This is a genomic window from Mitsuaria chitosanitabida ATCC BAA-476 = NBRC 102408 (assembly GCF_001598255.1).
In the GTDB taxonomy this organism is placed as follows: Bacteria; Pseudomonadota; Gammaproteobacteria; order Burkholderiales; family Burkholderiaceae_C; genus Roseateles; species Roseateles chitosanitabidus.
On sequence record NZ_BCYP01000035.1, the window covers coordinates 117,334 to 136,361 of the forward strand.

The 19,028-nt window shown below is 69.1% G+C and carries 17 protein-coding genes; 4 read left to right on the plus strand and 13 right to left on the minus strand.

The window, feature by feature from the left end; all coding sequences use genetic code 11:
* Nucleotides 1-129 precede the first annotated feature (129 nt).
* The gene (kdsA, locus tag MCHT01_RS21635) at nt 130-969 is read left to right on the plus strand and encodes a 3-deoxy-8-phosphooctulonate synthase (protein ID WP_067068591.1); all 840 of its coding nucleotides are present in this window, start codon (nt 130-132) and stop codon (nt 967-969) included.
* A gap of 170 nt (nt 970-1,139) precedes the next feature.
* Here the strand turns inward: kdsA and MCHT01_RS21640 are convergent, their stop codons facing one another.
* The 11 genes from MCHT01_RS21640 to MCHT01_RS21690 all read right to left on the minus strand — a co-directional run bounded on the left by MCHT01_RS21640 (nt 1,140) and on the right by MCHT01_RS21690 (nt 14,027).
* Complete coding sequence (locus MCHT01_RS21640; protein ID WP_067068594.1) at nt 1,140-2,351, minus strand: acyltransferase family protein; 1,212 nt, start codon at nt 2,349-2,351, stop codon at nt 1,140-1,142.
* Nucleotides 2,352-2,629: 278 nt separating this feature from the next.
* Nucleotides 2,630-3,787 carry a non-hydrolyzing UDP-N-acetylglucosamine 2-epimerase gene (gene wecB, locus MCHT01_RS21645; RefSeq protein WP_067068596.1) on the minus strand — a complete coding sequence of 386 codons (1,158 nt, stop codon included), beginning with the start codon at nt 3,785-3,787 and terminating at the stop codon, nt 2,630-2,632.
* A gap of 7 nt (nt 3,788-3,794) precedes the next feature.
* On the minus strand, nt 3,795-4,346 hold the full coding sequence (rfbC, locus tag MCHT01_RS21650; protein WP_067068599.1) for a dTDP-4-dehydrorhamnose 3,5-epimerase: 552 nt from the start codon (nt 4,344-4,346) through the stop codon (nt 3,795-3,797).
* Nucleotides 4,346-5,248: a glucose-1-phosphate thymidylyltransferase RfbA gene (gene rfbA / locus MCHT01_RS21655; RefSeq protein ID WP_067068602.1), complete on the minus strand. Its 903-nt coding sequence runs from the start codon at nt 5,246-5,248 to the stop codon at nt 4,346-4,348. Before rfbA ends, rfbC begins: the two co-directional genes overlap by 1 nt.
* A 13-nt stretch (nt 5,249-5,261) precedes the next feature.
* Nucleotides 5,262-6,143: a dTDP-4-dehydrorhamnose reductase gene (gene rfbD, locus MCHT01_RS21660; RefSeq protein ID WP_067068604.1), complete on the minus strand. Its 882-nt coding sequence runs from the start codon at nt 6,141-6,143 to the stop codon at nt 5,262-5,264.
* A 12-nt stretch (nt 6,144-6,155) separates the two neighbouring features.
* Nucleotides 6,156-7,214 carry a dTDP-glucose 4,6-dehydratase gene (gene rfbB, locus MCHT01_RS21665; protein WP_067068607.1) on the minus strand — a complete coding sequence of 353 codons (1,059 nt, stop codon included), beginning with the start codon at nt 7,212-7,214 and terminating at the stop codon, nt 6,156-6,158.
* Between the two features lie 67 nt (nt 7,215-7,281).
* The gene (locus tag MCHT01_RS21670) at nt 7,282-8,562 is read right to left on the minus strand and encodes a nucleotide sugar dehydrogenase (RefSeq protein WP_067068609.1); all 1,281 of its coding nucleotides are present in this window, start codon (nt 8,560-8,562) and stop codon (nt 7,282-7,284) included.
* Between the two features lie 200 nt (nt 8,563-8,762).
* Nucleotides 8,763-10,202 (minus strand): mannose-1-phosphate guanylyltransferase/mannose-6-phosphate isomerase, encoded by a 1,440-nt coding sequence (locus MCHT01_RS21675; protein WP_259375179.1) that lies wholly within the window; start codon nt 10,200-10,202, stop codon nt 8,763-8,765.
* A 152-nt stretch (nt 10,203-10,354) separates the two neighbouring features.
* Nucleotides 10,355-11,377, minus strand: coding sequence for a UDP-glucose 4-epimerase GalE (gene galE, locus MCHT01_RS21680; protein WP_067068612.1), 1,023 nt, complete (start codon nt 11,375-11,377; stop codon nt 10,355-10,357).
* 43 nt (nt 11,378-11,420) lie between these two features.
* Nucleotides 11,421-12,596: a porin family protein gene (locus MCHT01_RS21685; RefSeq protein ID WP_067068614.1), complete on the minus strand. Its 1,176-nt coding sequence runs from the start codon at nt 12,594-12,596 to the stop codon at nt 11,421-11,423.
* Between the two features lie 36 nt (nt 12,597-12,632).
* On the minus strand, nt 12,633-14,027 hold the full coding sequence (locus tag MCHT01_RS21690) for an undecaprenyl-phosphate glucose phosphotransferase (RefSeq protein ID WP_084453191.1): 1,395 nt from the start codon (nt 14,025-14,027) through the stop codon (nt 12,633-12,635).
* A gap of 261 nt (nt 14,028-14,288) precedes the next feature.
* On the opposite strand from MCHT01_RS21690, the gene MCHT01_RS21695 reads away from it, so the two are divergent.
* Both MCHT01_RS21695 and ubiB read left to right on the plus strand, forming a co-directional pair.
* Entirely contained in the window at nt 14,289-14,822 is a 534-nt protein-coding gene (locus MCHT01_RS21695) for a hypothetical protein (protein ID WP_067068617.1), read from the plus strand.
* Nucleotides 14,823-14,833: 11 nt separating this feature from the next.
* A complete protein-coding gene (ubiB, locus tag MCHT01_RS21700) occupies nt 14,834-16,390 on the plus strand; it encodes a ubiquinone biosynthesis regulatory protein kinase UbiB (protein WP_067068619.1) in 1,557 nt (518 codons plus the stop codon).
* 45 nt (nt 16,391-16,435) lie between these two features.
* Here the strand turns inward: ubiB and MCHT01_RS21705 are convergent, their stop codons facing one another.
* The gene (locus MCHT01_RS21705) at nt 16,436-17,110 is read right to left on the minus strand and encodes a sigma-70 family RNA polymerase sigma factor (RefSeq protein WP_067068621.1); all 675 of its coding nucleotides are present in this window, start codon (nt 17,108-17,110) and stop codon (nt 16,436-16,438) included.
* Nucleotides 17,107-17,328 (minus strand): FliM/FliN family flagellar motor switch protein, encoded by a 222-nt coding sequence (locus tag MCHT01_RS21710; protein WP_067068623.1) that lies wholly within the window; start codon nt 17,326-17,328, stop codon nt 17,107-17,109. Before MCHT01_RS21710 ends, MCHT01_RS21705 begins: the two co-directional genes overlap by 4 nt.
* 232 nt (nt 17,329-17,560) lie before the next feature.
* Here MCHT01_RS21710 and MCHT01_RS21715 point away from each other — a divergent pair, with 232 nt between their 5' ends.
* The gene (locus MCHT01_RS21715) at nt 17,561-19,027 is read left to right on the plus strand and encodes a high affinity choline transporter 1 (RefSeq protein ID WP_067068626.1); all 1,467 of its coding nucleotides are present in this window, start codon (nt 17,561-17,563) and stop codon (nt 19,025-19,027) included.
* Nucleotide 19,028 lies beyond the last annotated feature (1 nt).

Below are 19,028 nucleotides of genomic sequence, written 5' to 3' on the forward strand. Positions count from 1 at the left end.
CGGTCGAATCCGGGAGGGGCGAGGACCTGGCGCGGGGCGGGACCGGGAGAACGTCGGCGAAGCCAGGGACAGGGGCCGGGGCGCCGGGAGGCGCATGGGATACTCGCCGCTTCGTCTGAGGAAATCGAAATGGTCAAGATCAACGAGATCGTGGTCGACAACGCGCGGCCGTTCGTGCTGTTCGGCGGTGTCAACGTGCTGGAGTCGGAACAGTTCGCGGTGGACGTCTGCGGCGAGTACGTCCGCGTCACGAAGGAACTGGGCATCCCCTACGTGTTCAAGGCCTCGTTCGACAAGGCCAACCGCAGTTCCATCCACAGCTACCGCGGTCCCGGCCTGGAGCAGGGCCTGAAGATCTTCGAGGCGGTCAAGAAGGCCCACGGCGTGCCGGTGCTGACCGACGTGCACGAGCCCTGGCAGTGCGAGCCGGTGGCCGCCGTCTGCGAGGTGCTGCAGCTGCCCGCCTTCCTGGCCCGCCAGACGGATCTGGTGATCGCGCTGGCCAAGACCGGCCGCGTCATCAACATCAAGAAGCCGCAGTTCGTCAGCCCGCCACAGATGAAGAACATCGTCGAGAAGTTCGAGGAAGGCGGCAATCCGAACGTGATGCTGTGCGACCGCGGCGCGCAGTTCGGCTACGACAACCTGGTCGTGGACATGCTGGGCTTCGGCGTGATGAAGCAGGTCAGCGGTGGCAAGCCGGTGATCTTCGACGTGACCCACGCGCTGCAGCAGCGCGAATCGGGTGCCGCCGCCTCGGGCGGCCGCCGCGGTCAGGTGACCGAGCTGGCGCGCGCCGGCATGGCGCTGGGCCTGGCGGGTCTGTTCCTGGAGTCGCACCCCGAGCCGGAGAAGGCCCGCTGCGACGGCCCCAGCGCGCTGCGCCTGTCGCAGCTCAAGCCCTTCCTGGAGCAGGTCAAGGCCGTGGACGACCTGATCAAGGGCTTCCCGGCGCTCGACACGCACTGATCGCGCGCCATCACCGGGGCAGCGGTGGCTGCCGGGCGGTCGGGAGACCGCGCCGGCGCGTCGCGATGCCTGGCGTCTCCGGCGCAAGAGCGCTGCGAGGACGCGAGGCGGTCGTCGGATCGATGGGCTGACGGTCCTCCGGGACCTGAGGCCTTCGGCGAGTCAGGCGCTCAAGCCGCCCGATGCGTGGCGACGGCGGTCTGCGCCTGGGGCGAGGGCAGGCGTCCGTTGAACAACAGGCGCATGAAGGCGAAGGGCCGCACCACCCAGCGGTGGAAGGCCAGGCTCAGCGCAAAGGCGCCCGCCGTGATCAGGCCGAACTTGGCCACCGCCGGCCAGTCGCGCGGCAGCAGCAGCAGCGCCAGGGCCACCACCAGCAGGTGGTGGATCAGGAAGATCGTGTAGCTGGCGTCGGACAGCATGCGGCCGAGGCCGCCACTCGTCGCGCCGCGCAGCCGTCCCAGCGCGCCCACGGCCGCGCCCGTGGCGACCCAGATGCCCACCAACTGGACGGCCAGCGCCATCTCGCGGGCGAGCGCGCTGCGCAGCGTGTCGCTGGCCACGTCACCCCAGTTGGCCGCGAAGGCGGCCACCGGCAGCAGCCACAGCGGCGTGCGCAGCCAGGCTTCCAGCCAGCCACGGCGGCGGCTCATCGCCAGACCCGCGAAGAACATCGGCGCGTAGAACGCCAGGTCGAACAGCGACAGCTCGCCCGGACCCTTGGCGTAGGCCCACCCGGTCAGGCGCACCACGATCAGCAGCGCCAGGCTGGCCATGGCGCCGCTCAGCGCCACCGACATCCAGTGCGAGGGGCCGTGGCCCTCGATCCGGTCCAGCAGCCGGGACAGGCGTCCCTGGCCCGCCACCGCGCGCCGCTTCGAGCGGCCCACCAGGGCGACCCAGGCCAGCACGAGCAGATTCAGCACCAGCAGGTCGCGCAGGAACCACAGGTGGTAGATGGGGCCGGAGAACGACAGCATCGCCTCCCACGGATCCTGGCCGTGGGCCGCGGCCAGCAGCGCGTGCTGGGCGCCGTTGATCAGCATCCAGCACACCAGCAGCGGCAGGCCCAGGCGCAGCAACTGGCGCACGACCAGGTCCGGGGTGCTGTGGCGGCTCAGGCTGCGCGAGAAGAGCAGGCCCGACAGCAGGAAGAAGCCGGGCACGCGGAAGCTGTGGATCAGGGCGACGAGGGCGTCGAAGACGGCGCTGCGGTGGGTGTCGGCGACCAGCCAGTCGCCGGAGGTGATGAAGACATCGGCGGCATGCAGGACGATGCCCAGGATCATCAGCGTCGCGCGGACACGGTCGACGTCGACGCCGGCCGAGCCGACGGCGCTGGCGCCTGTCGTCGTGCCGGGCGGCGCATTCGTGATGTCCATTCGTACTCCTCCGCGGTCGACGCTCTTCGGGCGTCTGAGCGGGCCAATGTACGCGTAACGCCCGTGTGCAATTGTTCACGACTGTAAACATGGGGCCTTCCCGGCCCCCGCATTCATGGGGGGAAGGGTCAGCCGTGTCAACGGGACGCTGTCACGCGGACGATTCCCCCGCGACCGCGACCGCGACCGCGACCGCGACCGCGACCGCGACCGCGACCGCGATCAGGTCGGCGGAGGCTGGCGGGCGATGGCGACGGGGGCTCGGCCGGGCGCGAGGTTCAGGCGAGCAGGTCCTCGGCCAGCCGGGCGACGATGCGCGAGGCCGCCTGCCCGTCCCACAGCGGCGGACGCCGCACGGGCGCGCCGTCCGCGGGGGCCGCCTCGAGCGCATCCAGGCGCTGCGACGCCAGCGCCAGCACGCGGGCCGGGTCGGTGCCGGCGAGCAGGTTGGTGCCCAGGTCCACGGTGACCGGGCGCTCGGTGTTGTCGCGCACCGTGAGGCAGGGGATGCCCAGGGCGGTGGTCTCCTCCTGCAGGCCGCCGCTGTCGGTCAGCACCAGCGCGGCGCGACGCCACAGCGAGAGGAAGGGCTGGTAGGGCAGGGGTGGCAGCAGGAACAGGCCGGCCGCCGGCCGCAGGCCCATCGCGTCCAGCCGGGCGCGGGTGCGCGGGTGGACCGGGAACAGCAGCGGCAGCCGGGCCGCGAGCTGGCCCAGCGTGTCCATGAGCGCGGCCAGTTGCCGGGGCTCGTCGACGTTCGCGGGGCGGTGCAGGGTCACGACGCCGAAGCGGCCCGCCGGGACGGCCGCCGCGCCGGCGGCCTCGAGCGCCGCCCGGGCCGCCGCCTCGGCCGCGCGTGCGGCCGCGTCGCCGGCCTCGAGCCGGTCGATCTGGAACAGCAGGTTGTCGACCATCACATGGCCGACCTCATGGATGCGCGCGTCGGGGTGGCCCTCGCGGCGCAGGTGGGCGGCGGCGCTGGGCTCGGTGGTGAAGAGCCAGTCCGCGATCGCGTCGGTGGCGCGGCGGTTGATCTCCTCGGGCATGGTCATGTCGCCGCTGCGCAGGCCGGCCTCGACATGCGCGACCGGCACGCCCAGCTTGCGCGCCGTCAGGGCGCAGGCCAGGGTGGAGTCCACGTCGCCCACCACCACGCAGGCGGCGGGCCGGTCGGCGATCACGTGCGGCTCGTAGGCCTGCAGGATCCGCGCGGTCAGCTGCGCATGGCTGCCGCCATGGCAATCCAGTGAGACATCGGGCGGCGGCAGTCCCAGTTCGTCGAAGAACACGCCGCTCATCGCCTGGTCGTGGTGCTGGCCGGTGTGGATCAGCCTCCAGGCCAGGCGGCCGTCCGCGCGCAGGGCTCGCACCAGCGGCGCGAGCTTCATGAAATTCGGACGCGCCCCGGCGATGAGATGGATCAGGGGCGCGGGCATCGCGGGATCAGTCGAAGAACTTCGCGTCGGCGAGCAGGGGCGCCTGGGCATCCTTGTCGGCGAGCTTGAACGCGACGTCCAGCGTGGGCCAGTCGATGCCGATGGTCGGATCGTCCCAGCGCACCGAGCCCTCGGCCTGCGGGGCGTAGAGGTCGGTGGTCTTGTAGAGGAAGTCGGCGGTCTCGCTCAGCACCAGGAAGCCGTGGGCGAAGCCCGGGGGAATCCACAGCTGGCGGTGGTTCTCGCCGGTCAGCTCGACGCCGGCCCACTTGCCGAAGTTGGGACTGGACCTGCGCATGTCGACGGCGACGTCGAAGACCGCGCCGCTGGTGCAGCGCACCAGCTTGCCCTGCGCGTGCGGCGGCAGCTGGAAGTGCAGGCCGCGCAGCACGCCCTGGGCCGAGCGCGAATGGTTGTCCTGGACGAACTTCACGTCGTAGCCGCAGGCGGCGTTGAACTTGGGCTCGGTCCAGCTCTCCATGAAGAAGCCGCGGGCGTCGCCGAAGACCTTCGGCTCGATGATCAGCACCTCGGGCAGCGAGGTCGGGATGACATTCATCAGAAGACTTTCTCGTTCAGCACTTGCTTCAGGTATTGGCCGTAGCCGTTCTTGAGCATCGGTTGGGCCAGGGCCTCGAGCTGCTCCGCGCTGATCCAGCCCTTGCGGAAGGCGATCTCCTCCGGGCAGGCGACCTTCAGGCCCTGGCGCTTCTCCAGCGTGGCGATGAACTGGCCGGCCTCCATCAGGCTGTCGTGCGTGCCCGTGTCCAGCCAGGCGTAGCCGCGGCCCATGATCGCCACGCGCAGCTGCTGCTGCGACAGGTAGCGGGCGTTGACGTCGGTGATCTCGAGCTCGCCGCGCGGGCTGGGCCGGATGTCGGCGGCGATGTCGCAGACCTGGCGGTCGTAGAAGTACAGGCCGGTGACGGCGTAGTTGCTCTTGGGCGACTTGGGCTTTTCCTCGATGCTCACGGCGCGCTTCTGGGCGTCGAACTCGACCACGCCGTAGCGCTCCGGATCGTGCACGTGGTACGCGAAGACGCTGGCGCCGTCCGTCTGTGCGTCGGCGTTGTCCAGCAGGCCGGCGAAGTCGTGACCGTAGAAGATGTTGTCGCCCAGCACCAGCGCGCTGGGGGCGCCGCCGATGAAGTCCTTGCCCAGGATGAAGGCCTGCGCCAGGCCGTCCGGGCTGGGTTGCACGCAGTACTGCAGGTTGATGCCCCAGCGGGAGCCATCGCCCAGCAGCGCCTCGAAGCGCGGCAGGTCCTGCGGCGTGGAGATCAGCAGGATGTCGCGCATGCCCGCCAGCATCAAGGTGCTGAGCGGGTAATAGACCATGGGCTTGTCGTACACGGGCAGCAGCTGCTTGCTGATGGCCAGCGTGGCCGGGTGCAGCCGGGTGCCGGAGCCACCGGCCAGGATGATGCCCTTGCGGTTCGTGGTGCTCTTCGTGGTGCTCATCGCGAGGCTCCGATCAGAGGATTTCGTCGAGCAGCCGGTCCACGCCGGTCTGCCAGTGCGGCAGCACCAGGCCGAAGCGGTCCTGCAGCTTGTGGTTGTCCAGGCGCGAATTCAGCGGCCGCGGGGCCGGCGTCGGGTAGGCGCTGCTGGGCAGGGCCTCGACGCGATCGGGGGCGACCTTGAGCGCCACGCCCTTGGCCTGCGCGCGCGTCAGCACGTGCTTGGCGTAGTCGAACCAGCTGGTCTCGCCGCTGGCGACGGCGTGGTAGACGCCGCACAGCGTGCGGTCCTTCAACGACTGGCGAATCATGTGCGCGCTGACGTCGGCCAGCAGGTCGGCGCCCGTGGGCGCGCCGATCTGGTCGGCCACGACCTTGAGCTGCTCGCGCTCGATGGCCAGCTTCAGCATGGTCTTGGCGAAATTGCCGCCGCGCGCGGCGTAGACCCAGCTGGTGCGCAGCACCAGCGCGTCGCAGCCGGAGGCGGCGATCAGTTGCTCGCCCTCGAGCTTGGTCTGGCCGTAGAGGCTCAGCGGCCCGGTGGGAGCGTCCTCGAAGCGCCAGTTCGAGCCGGTGCCATCGAAGACGTAGTCCGTCGAGTAATGCACCAGCAGCGCGCCCAGCGTCTTGGCCTCGGCGGCCAGCAGGCCCACGGCCAGGGCGTTGACGCGGCGCGCGAGCTCGGGCTCGCTCTGCGCCTTGTCGACGGCGGTGTAGGCCGCGGCATTGACGATGACGTCCGGCGCGACGCGGCGCACCGTGGCGCGCAGCGTGGCCTCATCGGCCAGGTCGCCGCCTTCGCTGCGGTCGATGGCGACCAGCTCGCCCAGCGGCGCCAGCGCCCGTTGCAGCTCCCAGCCCAGTTGGCCGTTCTTGCCCAGCAGCAGGATCTTCATGGTCGCTCCCGCTCAGGCGCCATACTGCTGCGAGACCCAGTCGCGGTAGCCGCCGGACTGCACGTTCGCCACCCAGGCCTCGTTGGCCAGGTACCACTGCACGGTCTTGCGGATGCCGGTCTCGAAGGTCTCGGCGGGGCGCCAGCCCAGGTCGCGCTCGATCTTGCGCGCGTCGATGGCGTAGCGGCGGTCGTGGCCGGGGCGGTCGGTCACGTAGGTGATCAGACGGGCGTAGGGGCCGGCCGGGTCGGGGCGCAGCTCGTCGAGCAGCGCGCACACCGTCTTGACGATGTCGATGTTGGCCTTCTCGTTCCAGCCGCCGATGTTGTAGGTCTCGCCCAGCGTGCCGCCGGCCAGCACCGCGCGGATGCCCGAGCAGTGGTCCGTCACGTACAGCCAGTCGCGGATCTGCTGGCCGTCGCCGTACACGGGCAGCGGCTTGCCGGCCAGCGCGTTGACGATCATCAGCGGGATCAGCTTCTCGGGAAAGTGATACGGCCCGTAGTTGTTGGAGCAGTTGGTCGTCACCACGGGCAGGCCGTAGGTGTGGTGCCAGGCGCGCACCAGGTGGTCGCTGGCGGCCTTGGACGCGGAATACGGGCTGTTGGGCTCGTAGGCGTGGGTCTCGGCGAAGGGCGGGTCCTGCGGCTTGAGCGAGCCGTAGACCTCGTCGGTCGACACGTGGTGGAAGCGGAAGCCCGACTTGGCCTCGCCCTGCAGCGCGGACCAGTAGGCACGCGCGGCTTCCAGCAGCGTGAAGGTGCCTTCGACGTTGGTGCGCATGAAGGCGCCCGGGCCGTGGATGGAGCGGTCGACGTGGGACTCGGCGGCGAAGTGGACGATCGCGCGCGGCTGGTGCTCGGCCAGCAGGTGGTCGATCAGTGCACGATCGCAGATGTCGCCCTTCACGAAGACGTGGCGCGCGTCGCCCTGCAGCGAGGCCAGGTTCTCGAGGTTGCCGGCGTAGGTCAGGGCATCGAGGTTGACGACGGGCTCGTCCGAGGACTTGAACCAGTCGAGCACGAAATTGCTGCCGATGAAACCGGCGCCGCCGGTGACGAGGATCGTCATGGAACTTCCCTGAGGTCTGTGTCGTGGTCTGCGCGGCGGCCGCCCCGTCCGACGGGGCCGGCCGACCTCACAGCCGCCAGACCTTCAGGCCGGCGGCGCGCAGATTGTCGCTGCTAAAGGCCGCCTTCACGTCGATGAAGGCCCCGCCTTCGACCACCTTGGACCGGATCGCGTCCAGGCTCAGCGCCTTGTACTCGCGGTGGGCCACCGCCGCCACGATCGCGTCGGCGCGCGGCAGGTCCTCGAAGCGGCACAGCGCCACGCCGTACTCGTGCATGGCCTCGTCGGCCTCGGCGGTCGGATCGGTGACGTGCACGTCCACGCCGTAGCTGCGCAGCTCGTGGATGATGTCGATCACCTTGGAGTTGCGCAGGTCGCCGCAGTCCTCCTTGAAGGTCAGGCCGAGCACGTTGACCTTGGCGCCCTTGATCACGCTGCCGGCGGCGATCATCTGCTTGATGGTCTGCTCGGCGATGAACTTGCCCATGCCGTCGTTGATGCGGCGGCCCGCGAGGATGACCTGCGGGTGATAGCCCAGCATGTCGGCCTTGTGGGTCAGGTAGTAGGGGTCCACGCCGATGCAGTGGCCGCCCACCAGGCCCGGCTTGAACTTCAGGAAGTTCCACTTCGTGCCGGCGGCCTCCAGCACCTCGGAGGTGTCCAGGCCGATGCGCTCGAAGATGATGGCCAGCTCGTTCATCAGCGCGATGTTCAGGTCGCGCTGGGTGTTCTCGATGACCTTGGCGGCCTCGGCGGTCTTGATGCTGGAGGCGCGGTGCACGCCGGGGACGATGATCCGCTCGTAGGTCCTGGCGACGATGTCCAGCGTCTCGGGCGTGTCGCCGGAGACGATCTTGAGGATCTTCGTCAGCGTGTGTTCCTTGTCGCCCGGGTTGATGCGCTCCGGGCTGTAGCCGACGAAGAAGTCCTGCTTCCACTTCAGGCCGGATTCGCGCTCCAGCACCGGGATGCAGACTTCCTCGGTCGCGCCGGGGTAGACGGTCGATTCGTAGACCACGACCGCGCCGCGCTTCATGTGGCGGCCCACGCTGGTGGACGAGCCGATCAGGGGCTTGAAGTCGGGGATGTGGGCCTCGTCCACCGGGGTGGGGACGGCCACGATGATGACGTCGGCCTCGGCCAGGCAGGCCGGATCGCTGTGGTACTCGGCGTGGACGGCGGCCTGGACTTCGGCGTCGGTCAGCTCGCGGGAGGGGTCGGTGCCGGCGCGGCACTTGGCGACCTTGTCCACCGCGATGTCGAAGCCGATGGTGCGGCCGTGTTTGCCGAACTCGACCACCAGCGGCAGTCCCACATATCCCAATCCGACGACGGCAATCACGGACACGGCCTTCTCCTGTACCTGTAGCGGCGTTGTGCTTTGAACTCTGGCGACCCCCGCCGGCGGGGGCGCTGAATGCGCGGAACGCCCGGGCGTTGCCGGCCGGGCGTTCTGGGGTCCCTCTCAGGACGGGTTTGTATCCGACTTTCGGGCCGCCGCCGACCCCGTCCCCCCGGGTGAGGGTCGGGAGCCCGGACGAGCGGGGATCAATTCCGGCCGTAGGTGTCCTGGTAGCGGACGATGTCGTCCTCGCCCAGGTAGGAACCGGACTGGACCTCGATGATCTCCAGCGGCACCTTGCCCGGGTTGGACAGGCGGTGCACCTGGCCCAGCGGGATGTAGGTGGACTGGTTCTCGGTCAGCAGGATGGTCTTGTCGCCGTTGACGACCTCGGCCGTGCCCTGGACCACGATCCAGTGCTCGGCGCGGTGGTGATGCATCTGCAGCGACAGCGAGGCGCCCGGCTTGACCATGATGCGCTTGACCTGGAAACGCTCGCCCATGTCGATGCTGTCGTACCAGCCCCAGGGGCGGTGCACCTTGCGGTGCAGGTTCTGCTCGTCGCGCTGGGCGGCGGTCAGCTGGTTGACGATCTTCTTGACGTCCTGGCTCTTGCTGCGGTCGGCGACCAGCACCGCGTCCGGCGTCTCCACGACGACGACGTTGTCCAGCCCCACCGCCGAGACCAGGCGGCTCGTGGCGTGGACCAGCGTGTTGCGGCTGTCGGCGATGATCGCGTCGCCGCGGCTGGCGTTGCCGGCCTCGTCCTTGTCGGCGACCTGCCAGACCGCCTCCCAGGCGCCCAGGTCGTTCCAGCCGGCGTCCAGCGGGACCATGCGCAGCGCGAAGGCGCTGCCGGGGCAGCGCTCCATCACCGCGTAGTCGATGGACTCGGCCGGCACCGCGGCGAAGGCCTCCTTGCCCGGGCGGACGAAGGGGCCGTCCACCGCCTTCGCGGTGAAGGCCACGCGGGTCGCCTGCTCGATGTCGGGGCGGAACTGCTGCAGCGCCTTCAGCCAGACGCTGGCGCGCAGCACGAACATGCCGCTGTTCCAGTAGTAGCCGCCCTGGTCCACGTACTTCTGCGCCGTGGCCGCGTCCGGCTTCTCGACGAAGGCCTCCACGCGCAGGCCGCTGCCGTCCTGGCCGCCGCGGATGTAGCCGTAGCCGGTCTCCGGGCGGTCCGGGGTGATGCCCAGGATCACGATCGCGCCGTCGCTGGCCTGGCGAACCGCGGCCTGCAGGGCGGTGGTGAAGGCGGGGCCGTCGACGACCGTCTGGTCGGCCGGCGTCACCACCAGCACCGGGTCCGTGCCCGATTCCAGCGCCTGCAACGCGGCCAGCGTGATCGCCGGCGCGGTGTTGCGGCCCATGGGTTCGAGCAGGACGGCGCCCGGATCGATGCGTTGCTCGCGCAACTGGTCCAGCACCATGAAGCGGTGCTCCTCGTTGCCCACGACGATGGGCGCGCGCACCGCCAGGTCCTCGGCGCCCAGCGTGGCCAGCCGGTCGGCGGCCTGCTGGAACAGGCTGCTGTTGCCGCTCAGCACCAGGAACTGCTTGGGGTAGCCCGCGCGCGACAGCGGCCACAGCCGCGTCCCGCTGCCGCCGGCCATGATCACCGGTTGGATGTCGATCTTGCTCAAGGTACTGCTCCCTCTCTCTGGAACCGGACATGGGTCCGGACGTCGCGCCGGCCGTCGCCGCGCGTCGAATGTGTGTCGGCGCCCCGTCGGACGCCGTCGATGCTTGAAATTTGACCCGGAGTGTCGCAGAGCGCCCGACCCCGGCGCCCCGCTCAGCCCTCGAAGCCGTTCGGGTTGGTCGACTGCCAGCGCCAGCTGTCCTCGCACATGCGCTTCAGGTCGCGCTTGGCGGTCCAGCCCAGCTTCTCGCGGGCCAGCGTCGGATCGGCGTAGCAGGCCGCCACGTCGCCGGGGCGGCGCGGGACGATCTCGTAGGGGATGTCGCGGCCGCTGGCGGCACCGAAGGCCTTGACCAGGTCCAGCACGCTGTAGCCCTGGCCGGTGCCCAGGTTGACCACGATGGACTCGGTGCCGCGCAGCAGGAAGTCCAGCGCCGCGACATGGCCCTCGGCCAGGTCGACCACGTGGATGTAGTCGCGCACGCCCGTGCCGTCCGGGGTGTCGTAGTCGCCGCCGAAGACCGACAGCTTGTCGCGTCGGCCCACCGCCACCTGCGCCACGTAGGGCATCAGGTTGTTGGGCGTGCCGCGCGGGTCCTCGCCGATCTGGCCGCTCTCGTGCGCGCCCACCGGGTTGAAGTAGCGCAGGCAGGCGATCTGCCAGCTCGGGTCCGACGCGCCGAGGTCGCGCAGGATGCCTTCGCTCATCAGCTTGGTCGCGCCGTAGGGGTTGGTCGTCGAGAGCTCCGAATCCTCGCGCAGCGGCAGCGTCTTGGGCTGGCCGTAGACCGTCGCGCTGGAGGAGAACACCAGGCGCTTGCCGCCGTGGCGCTGCAGGGTCTCGCACACCGTCAGCAGGCCGTCCAGGTTGTTGCGGTAGTAGCTCAGCGGCTTGGCGGTCGACTCGCCGACCGCCTTGTAGGCGGCGAAGTGCACCACCGCCGCCGGCTTGTGCTCGCGGAACACGCCGTCCAGCGCCGCCGCGTCGCAGACGTCGAGCTTCTCGAACACCGGGGTCTGGCCGCTCAGCGCCGCCAGCCGGTCCAGGACCTTGGGCGAGCTGTTGCTGAAGTTGTCCACGCCGACGACGCGGTAGCCGGCCGCCAGCAGCGCGAGCCAGGTATGGGAGGCGATGTAGCCGGTCGCGCCGGTCAGCAGGATGGTCTCGTTGGCCATGGGGTCGAAGGCAGCGGTGAAGGGTAAGTGGATCGTAGTCGGCTCAGCGCAATGTTCCTTGCACATAACAGCCGGCCGTGTACGCGTTGTAGGTGTAGACCACGTTGGACGTGTCGCGGTTCAGGCGCGTGTACTGGCAGCCGACGGTCACGTTGCGCAGCGCCTCCCAGGCCAGGCCCAGGCTGTACTGGGTCGAGTTGTCCTTGGCTCGGTCGCCGATCACGGCGATGTCGCCGTTGCGGCTCAGCCGCGTCACGCCCACGCCCGCCTGCGCGGTCAGCTTGCCGGTGAGCCGGTAGTTGAACTGCGTCTGCAGCGCCGTCTGCACGCGGTTGAAGTCCGACAGGCCGTTGTTGATGCCCAGGTAGTAGGTCTCGATGCCGGTGTCGCGGGACAGCTTGGTGTTGAGCGACCAGCGGCCGCCCGGCGCCCAGTTCCAGGTCAGCGAGCCCGTCACGCCGGTGAAGCTGTCGGAGGTGCTGCGGCTGATCCGCGCGTTCAGGCTGCTGGAGCCGGTCGCGCGCCACAGCGCGGTCAGGTCGATGTCCTTGCGGCTCCACGCGAAGCCGTTCACCGGGACGCTGCCCTTGGTGTAGCGGCCCGCCACGCCGAAGCGCCAGGCGCTGCTGGCGTTGTAGAGCAGGCCCAGCGACGAGGTGTTCTGCCGGTATTCCTGCGTGTCCCACAGCGCCAGCGAGTAGTCGCGCTCGCGCCGCTGGAAGGTGCCCTCGACGATGAAGGGCGACAGGTTGGGCAGGCCCAGCCGGACGCTGCCGCCCAGGCTCTGGTCGGTCTGCAGGTTGCGGTCGGTCGTGGGGGCGATGCCGGTGTTGCTGTTGAAGTCAGCCAGCTGGCGGCTGCGCGTGTAGTCCACCGTGCCCGACAGGTTGCCCACGGTCTCCCAGTCCACGCCGGCGGCCAGGTCGTAGCCGTTGTTGTTGAGCCGGCTGTTGCTGTTGTAGCGGGTGTCGTTCAGGCGAGCGCTGCCGCGCAGGTGCTGGCGCCCCAGCCGCGTGTCCAGGCCGGCCAGCAGGCTGATCGAGGTCAGCTGGTCGCTGTTGGAGGCCTCGTTGGTGCGGAAGACGTTGCTGGTGTAGTAATGGCCGAGCGAGGCGCCCAGGTACCAGGGGTTGCTCGATTCGCCCTGGCCCTGGCTCTGGGCCCAGCAGGACACGGAGGCGAGCAGCGCGAACGGCAACGACAGATGGCGGAGCTTCATCGAGGGGGCCTTTCTGTTTCTGGTGGATACCGTCGCTCAATACGCGTGGCGGTCGAACAGCATCAGCCGCACGGTGCGGACGATGATCTGCAGGTCCAGCCCGAGCGACCAGTTGCGCAGGTACTCGAGGTCGAACTCGACGCGCGCCTTCATCTTGTCCACGGTGTCGGTCTCGCCGCGCAGGCCGTTGACCTGGGCCCAGCCGGTGATGCCGGGCTTGACCTTGTGGCGGACCATGTAGGCCTTGATCAGCTGCCGGTACTCCTCGTTGTGCGCGACCGCGTGCGGACGCGGTCCGACGATGCTCATCCGGCCCTGCAGCACGTTGACGAACTGCGGCAGCTCGTCCAGCGAGGTGCGGCGGATGAAGGCGCCGAAGGGCGTGATGCGGGGGTCGCCCTTGGTGGCCTGCTTGACCACCGCGCCGTTGTCCATGGACCGCATCGAGCGGAACTTGTAGACGATGATCTCCTCGCCATCCAGGCCGTTGCGGCGCTGCTTGAAGATCACCGGGCCGGGCGAGCTCAGCTTCACGCCGATCGCCAGCAGCAGCAGGATGGGGGAGATCAGCACCAGGATCAGGCTGGACAGCACGATGTCGCTGATGCGCTTGACCACCTCGTTCACGCCGGTGAACGGCGTCTCCAGGATGCCCACCACCGGGACGCCGTTCACGTCCTGCAGGCGGCCCTGGATGATGCTGATGCCGAAGACGTCCGGCACGAAGAACAGCGACGCGGTCGTGCCCTGCAGCTGCTCCAGCAGGCGCAGGATGCGGGGCTGCGAGCCCAGGGGCAGCGTGATGTAGACCTCGCGCACGCCGTGGGCGCGGACGAAGTCGCTCAGCTGGGGGAGGGTGCCCAGCAGGCGGCCGTGGCAGTCCTCGTGCAGGCGGTCGTCGGTGCGGTCGTCGAAGAAGCCCAGGCAGTCGACGCCGCGCACGGTGCCAAACTCCAGCGCCCGCGCCACCTTCGCGCCCAGCGGGCCGGCGCCGATGATCACCGCGTTGCGGCGCACCGAGGGCTGGGCCGCGCGCCAGCGCAGCACCTGACGGCCGATCTCGACCGCCACGATCTGCGCGGTCGGCGTGAGCACCGCCCACCACAGCAGCACGTCGCGCTCGAAGTAGTGGAAGCTGCTGGTGGCGTAGGCGAACATGCCCAGGATCAGCAGCAGCATCAGCCAGGAGCCGACGATGTCGGTGACGGCGGAGGCCGGGTGATCCGTGAAGCGGTTGCGACCCGGGAAGGTCAGCGCGAACACCAGCATGCACAGCGTGTAGGTCGACCGCATGACCGGCTCGCCGAACCAGGCCAGCAGGCCCAGGTAGATGAGGACGATCAGCGTCGGCTCGAGAAAAGCCGCGATGAACGACTGGACCGATTGCGGCGCGCTGTAGAACGTTCTCTTGTAATTCCGATCCTCAAACATCAGCCAGTGGTCCTTGGTTGCTTCCGTCGTCGCGGTGTCCGGCGGCGAGTGCGGCCGGACGCCGCGCGCCCGATCCGGCCAGCCTTCCGATGAAGGCCACATGCCGGGTTTCCCCCCTCCCGGCAGGAGGCGGAAATTTTCTCTCAACTTATTTCCTCGACTCGTAACCGAACCCCCTACCTTGCAGCCCGCCGGCACCCCTGGACGGGATCGTTCCGGTGGCGCCGCGGGGAGGGGATCCGCCTGCCTACAATCCGCCCCATGCTTCAAGAATGGTCCAAGCTCCTGGCCCCCGCGGCGCAGGATCGCATCACGCTGTTGCTCAACCATGTCATGGCCCGGGAGCCTGTCGCCACCGCGCGCCTGGCTCCCCACACGGGCAAGACGCTGCAACTGCACCTGTCCGGCTGGCCGGCCCTGCTTCCGGTCGTGCCCGACCTGCAACTGCGCATCACGCCCGCCGGTCTGCTGGAACGAGTCGACGACGCGCAAGCCCCTAGGCAAGAACCGGACCTGAGGATCGAACTCGATGCCTCGAATCCGGCCGCGGCCGCCTTCGCGGCGCTGTCGGGGGCCCGTCCGGACGTGCGGGTCCAGGGCGACGCGCAGCTCGCCGGCGACTTCAACTGGCTGATCGACCACGTGCGCTGGGACATCGAGGACGACCTGGCGGCCATCACCGGCCCCGCCGTGGCCCACCAGCTCGGCCGCTTCGGCCGCGCGGCGGCGCAGGCGATGGCGACGCTGGCGCGCCAGGCGGGCCGCTTCATGCCCGACGGCAAGGACCGGGCATGAGGTCCTGAGGCATGAGGTATCTGTCCCGCCTGCTGCTCATCGTCTGGACGTTCTATCGCTTCGGGCTCGATGAGCTGGCGCTGTCCACGCTCAAGCGCCGTCGTTTCCGTTTCCTGCGCCGGCTGATCACGGTCGGCCGCGTCTGGGATCAGCCGCGCGGCGCGCGGCTGCGCCTGGCGCTGGAGCGGCTCGGGCCGATCTTCGTCAAGTTCGGCCAATTGCTCTCGACGCGCCGGGACCTGGTCCCGGCCGACATGATCGAGGAGCTGTCCAAGCTCCAGGACAACGTCCCGCCCTTCCCGGCCGAGCAGTCGCGCGCGCTGATCGAGCGCGCCTTCGGCCGCCGCATCGAGGAACTGTTCGCCACCTTCGATGCCGAGCCGGTGGCCAGCGCCTCGATCGCGCAGGTGCACTTCGCCACGCTGAAGGACGGCCGCGAGGTGGCCGTGAAGGTGCTGCGCCCGGGCATGCTCGACATCATCGAGGACGACCTGGCGCTGATGCGCACGCTGGCGGGCTGGGTGGAGCGCTTCTCCGCCGACGGTCGCCGGCTCAAGCCGCGCGAGGTGGTCGGCGAGTTCAACACCTACCTGCACGACGAGCTGGACCTGGTCCGCGAGGCGGCCAACGCCGCCCAGCTGCGCCGCAACATGCAGGACCTGCAGCTGGTGCTGGTTCCCGAGATGATCTGGGAGCTGTGCGCCAGCGAGGTCATCGTCATGGAGCGCATGCGCGGGGTCCCGATCTCGCAGCTGGAGCGGCTGCGCGAGGCGGGCGTCGACATCAAGAAGCTGGCCCGCGACGGGGTGACGATCTTCTTCACCCAGGTGTTCCGGGACGGCTTCTTCCACGCGGACATGCACCCGGGGAACATCCAGGTCAGCCTGGATCCGGAGACCTTCGGCCGCTACGTGGCGCTGGATTTCGGGATCATCGGCACGCTGACCGAGGTCGACAAGGACTATCTGGCGCAGAACTTCATCGCCTTCTTCCGTCGTGACTACAAGCGCGTCGCGGAACTGCACATCGAGTCCGGCTGGGTGCCTCCCGAGACCCGGGTCGACGAGCTCGAAGGGGCGGTGCGCACCGTCTGCGAGCCCCATTTCGACCGCCCGCTGAAGGACATTTCGTTGGGCCAGGTGCTGATGCGCCTGTTTCAGATCTCACGACGATTTAACGTCGAGATTCAGCCTCAGCTGGTTTTGCTGCAAAAAACGCTGCTCAACATTGAAGGATTGGGCAGGCAGCTCGATCCGGAGCTGGACCTGTGGGCGACGGCCAAGCCCTTCCTCGAGCGCTGGATGGACGAGCAGGTCGGCTGGCGCGCCTTCGTGCACCACCTGAAGAAGGAGGCGCCGCGCTTCGCACAGATGGTGCCGGAGTTCCCGCGGCTGATGCATGAGGTCCTGCGCCAGCGCGCCGACACCGGTCAGGCCGAGCTCACCCGCGAACTGCTGCGCGAGCAGCGCCGGACCAACGTGCTGCTGCAGGCCTTGCTGTGGGGCGTCTCGGGATTCGTGGTGGCGCTGGTGGTGACCCAGGTCGCCGTGCGCTGGATGGGCGGCTGAGCGCCGCCCCGCCCCGGTCCATCTGACCGGGGCCCCGGCGGGCGCTCAGCTCGCGTAGTCCGCGAACCCGTGCTGCAGGCGCGAGCGCAGCATCGTCCGCACCCGGTTGACCCGCGAGCGCACGGTGCCGATGGGGATGGACTGGATGTCGGCCACGTCGCGGTAGGACTCTTCCTGCAGGCAGGCGAGGTCGAAGGTGACCCGCAACTCGGGCGACAGGTCCGACAGGGCCAGGTCCACGATGTCGGCCAGCTGGCGGTAGATCACCTGCTGGCTCACGTCCCGGTTGGCCCCGGCGGGCCGGTAGGCCGAGTCGACGTCCATCAGGGCGGGCGACTCGTCCAGGCTCTCCATCTGGCTGTTGCGCCGGGCGCAGCGCGCCACATGGTTGCGGGCGATGTTGGCCGCGATGCCGAAGAACCAGGTCTCGACCGACGAACGCGCCTGGAAGCGATCCGCGCAGCGCGTGGCCTCGACCATGGCGTCCTGAATGATGTCGTCGAGCTCGCTGGACGAGCGTTCGTAGCGGCGCAGGAAACGCTTGAGCTTGCTGGAGTCGCTCCGGGAATCGCGGGCGATCTTCACGATGCTGCTGAGGACCAGTTGCTGGCGGTGGGCCGCGAGCACCGCGTCGACGGGCGTGGCGTCCTGAGGCGAGGGCTCTGCCGGCGAGGTGCCGGGGTGCGGTTCGCGCGCCAGATCGATGTCGGGGCGGGTCATCGCGCGCCTCCCCAGACGTCGATCTCGATGGCCAGCTGGCCGTCGATCTCCACCAAGCGGCCCAGGCCGAGCTCGGTGCCATGGGCGACGATGCGTACCCGGGCGGGGATGGGGGTTCCGAGGGGAACGATCCGTCCGCGGCTCAGGGCGCTGAGTTCGCCGACGGACATCGGCAGATGGCCGACGATGAAGTCCAGATCTACGGTCAGGGCATCCACGTTGCGGGCTCCATGGGGGGGGGGAAGGGCGTGGAAGGATTTGAAATCTCACCCCCTGGATGGCCCCATCCCTGCAATGCGTAAGAGAAACCGCTGAACTGGCCTCAATGAGGGATCTGTGCTCCCTCGATGAGGCAGGGGAGTCCCGGGGCGGCGGGGTCGGACGTTCCGGGGATAATCCGCGCGCTTTTTTGTCTCCCCCGCGCTTTCCGCTTTCCCAAGGCCCGCCGCCATGCTCCTGACCCTGGTCATCCTTTACTTGCTTGTCACCATCGCGATCGGCCTGTGGGCCGCCAAACGGGTGAAGAACACGGCGGACTTCGCCATCGCCGGGCGCCACCTGCCGCTGGTGATGATCGTCACGACCACCTTCGCGACCTGGTTCGGCTCGGAAACGGTGCTGGGCATTCCCGCCAAGTTCGTGCAGACGGGCCTGAACGGGGTGGTCGAGGATCCCTTCGGCGCGGGGTCCTGCCTGATCCTGGTGGGCCTGTTCTTCGCCGCCAAGCTCTACAGGATGACGCTGCTGACCATCAGCGACTACTACCGCGAGCGCTACGGCCGGGTGGTCGAGGTCGTGTGCAGCTTCATCATCATCCTGTCCTACCTGGGCTGGGTGGCCGCCCAGGTCACCGCGCTGGGCCTGGTGTTCAAGCTGCTGTCCGGTGGCGTGATCAGCATCCCGGTGGGCATGATGATCGGCACCGCGTCCATCCTGGCCTACACGCTGTTCGGCGGCATGTGGTCGGTGGCCGTGACCGACTTCATCCAGATGATCATCCTGGTGGTGGGCCTGTCCATCATCGCGTTCTTCGCCGCGGACATGGCGGGGGGCGCCGACAAGGTCATCGCCCTGGCGACGAGCCAGGACATGTTCCGCTTCCTGCCCGAGCCCAAGTTCCACGACGTCGTGTTCTTCGTCGGCGCGGCGGTGACGATGATGCTGGGCTCGATCCCGCAGCAGGACGTGTTCCAGCGCGTGATGTCGGCCAAGGACGTCAAGGCCGCGACGCGCGGCCCGGTGATCGGCGGCATCTGCTACATCCTGTTCGCCTTCGTCCCGATGTTCATCGTCGTCAGCGCGCTGATCATCATGCCGAACGAGGCCAAGCAGCTGATCGCCGAGGATCCCCAGCAGGTCATCCCCACCCTGGTGATCGACCGCATGCCCTTCGTGATGCAGGTGATCTTCTTCGGCGCGTTGCTGTCGGCGCTGAAGTCGACCGCCTCGGCCACGCTGCTGGCGCCGTCGGTGACCTTCGTCGAGAACATCTGGCGCCAGTTCTTCCCGCGCGTGTCCGACAAGCAAGAGCTGCGCACCATGCGCATCGCCGTGCTGCTGTTCTCGGTCTGCGTCTGCGGCTACGCGATCGCGCTGCAGGGCACCTCGATCTACGAGATGGTCTCCAGCGCCTACCAGGTCACCCTGGTCGGCGCCTTCGTGCCGCTGGTCTTCGGCCTGTACTGGAAGCGCGCGACGACGCAGGGCGCGATCTTCGCGATCGTCCTGGGCGTGCTGACCTGGATCCTCTTCCTGGCGACGCCGGCGGGCGAGCAGTTCCCCGCGCAACTGGCCGGCCTGCTGGCCGGCGTGGTGGGCATGGTGCTGGGCTCGCTGGGCCCGCAGGCCATCCGCGACGTGCAGGGCTCCCACCATCGGCTGGCCGGTGGTGCGGATACCGCCCGTCAAGCCGCCTGAA

Coding starts and splice junctions, on each gene's coding strand:
- kdsA (WP_067068591.1), top strand. CDS start 130: ATGGTCAAGATCAACGAGATCGTGGTCGACAACGCGCGGCCGTTCGTG.
- MCHT01_RS21640 (WP_067068594.1), bottom strand. CDS start 2,351: ATGGACATCACGAATGCGCCGCCCGGCACGACGACAGGCGCCAGCGCC.
- wecB (WP_067068596.1), bottom strand. CDS start 3,787: ATGCCCGCGCCCCTGATCCATCTCATCGCCGGGGCGCGTCCGAATTTC.
- rfbC (WP_067068599.1), bottom strand. CDS start 4,346: ATGAATGTCATCCCGACCTCGCTGCCCGAGGTGCTGATCATCGAGCCG.
- rfbA (WP_067068602.1), bottom strand. CDS start 5,248: ATGAGCACCACGAAGAGCACCACGAACCGCAAGGGCATCATCCTGGCC.
- rfbD (WP_067068604.1), bottom strand. CDS start 6,143: ATGAAGATCCTGCTGCTGGGCAAGAACGGCCAACTGGGCTGGGAGCTG.
- rfbB (WP_067068607.1), bottom strand. CDS start 7,214: ATGACGATCCTCGTCACCGGCGGCGCCGGTTTCATCGGCAGCAATTTC.
- galE (WP_067068612.1), bottom strand. CDS start 11,377: ATGGCCAACGAGACCATCCTGCTGACCGGCGCGACCGGCTACATCGCC.
- MCHT01_RS21685 (WP_067068614.1), bottom strand. CDS start 12,596: ATGAAGCTCCGCCATCTGTCGTTGCCGTTCGCGCTGCTCGCCTCCGTG.
- MCHT01_RS21690 (WP_084453191.1), bottom strand. CDS start 14,027: ATGTTTGAGGATCGGAATTACAAGAGAACGTTCTACAGCGCGCCGCAA.
- MCHT01_RS21695 (WP_067068617.1), top strand. CDS start 14,289: ATGCTTCAAGAATGGTCCAAGCTCCTGGCCCCCGCGGCGCAGGATCGC.
- ubiB (WP_067068619.1), top strand. CDS start 14,834: ATGAGGTATCTGTCCCGCCTGCTGCTCATCGTCTGGACGTTCTATCGC.
- MCHT01_RS21705 (WP_067068621.1), bottom strand. CDS start 17,110: ATGACCCGCCCCGACATCGATCTGGCGCGCGAACCGCACCCCGGCACC.
- MCHT01_RS21715 (WP_067068626.1), top strand. CDS start 17,561: ATGCTCCTGACCCTGGTCATCCTTTACTTGCTTGTCACCATCGCGATC.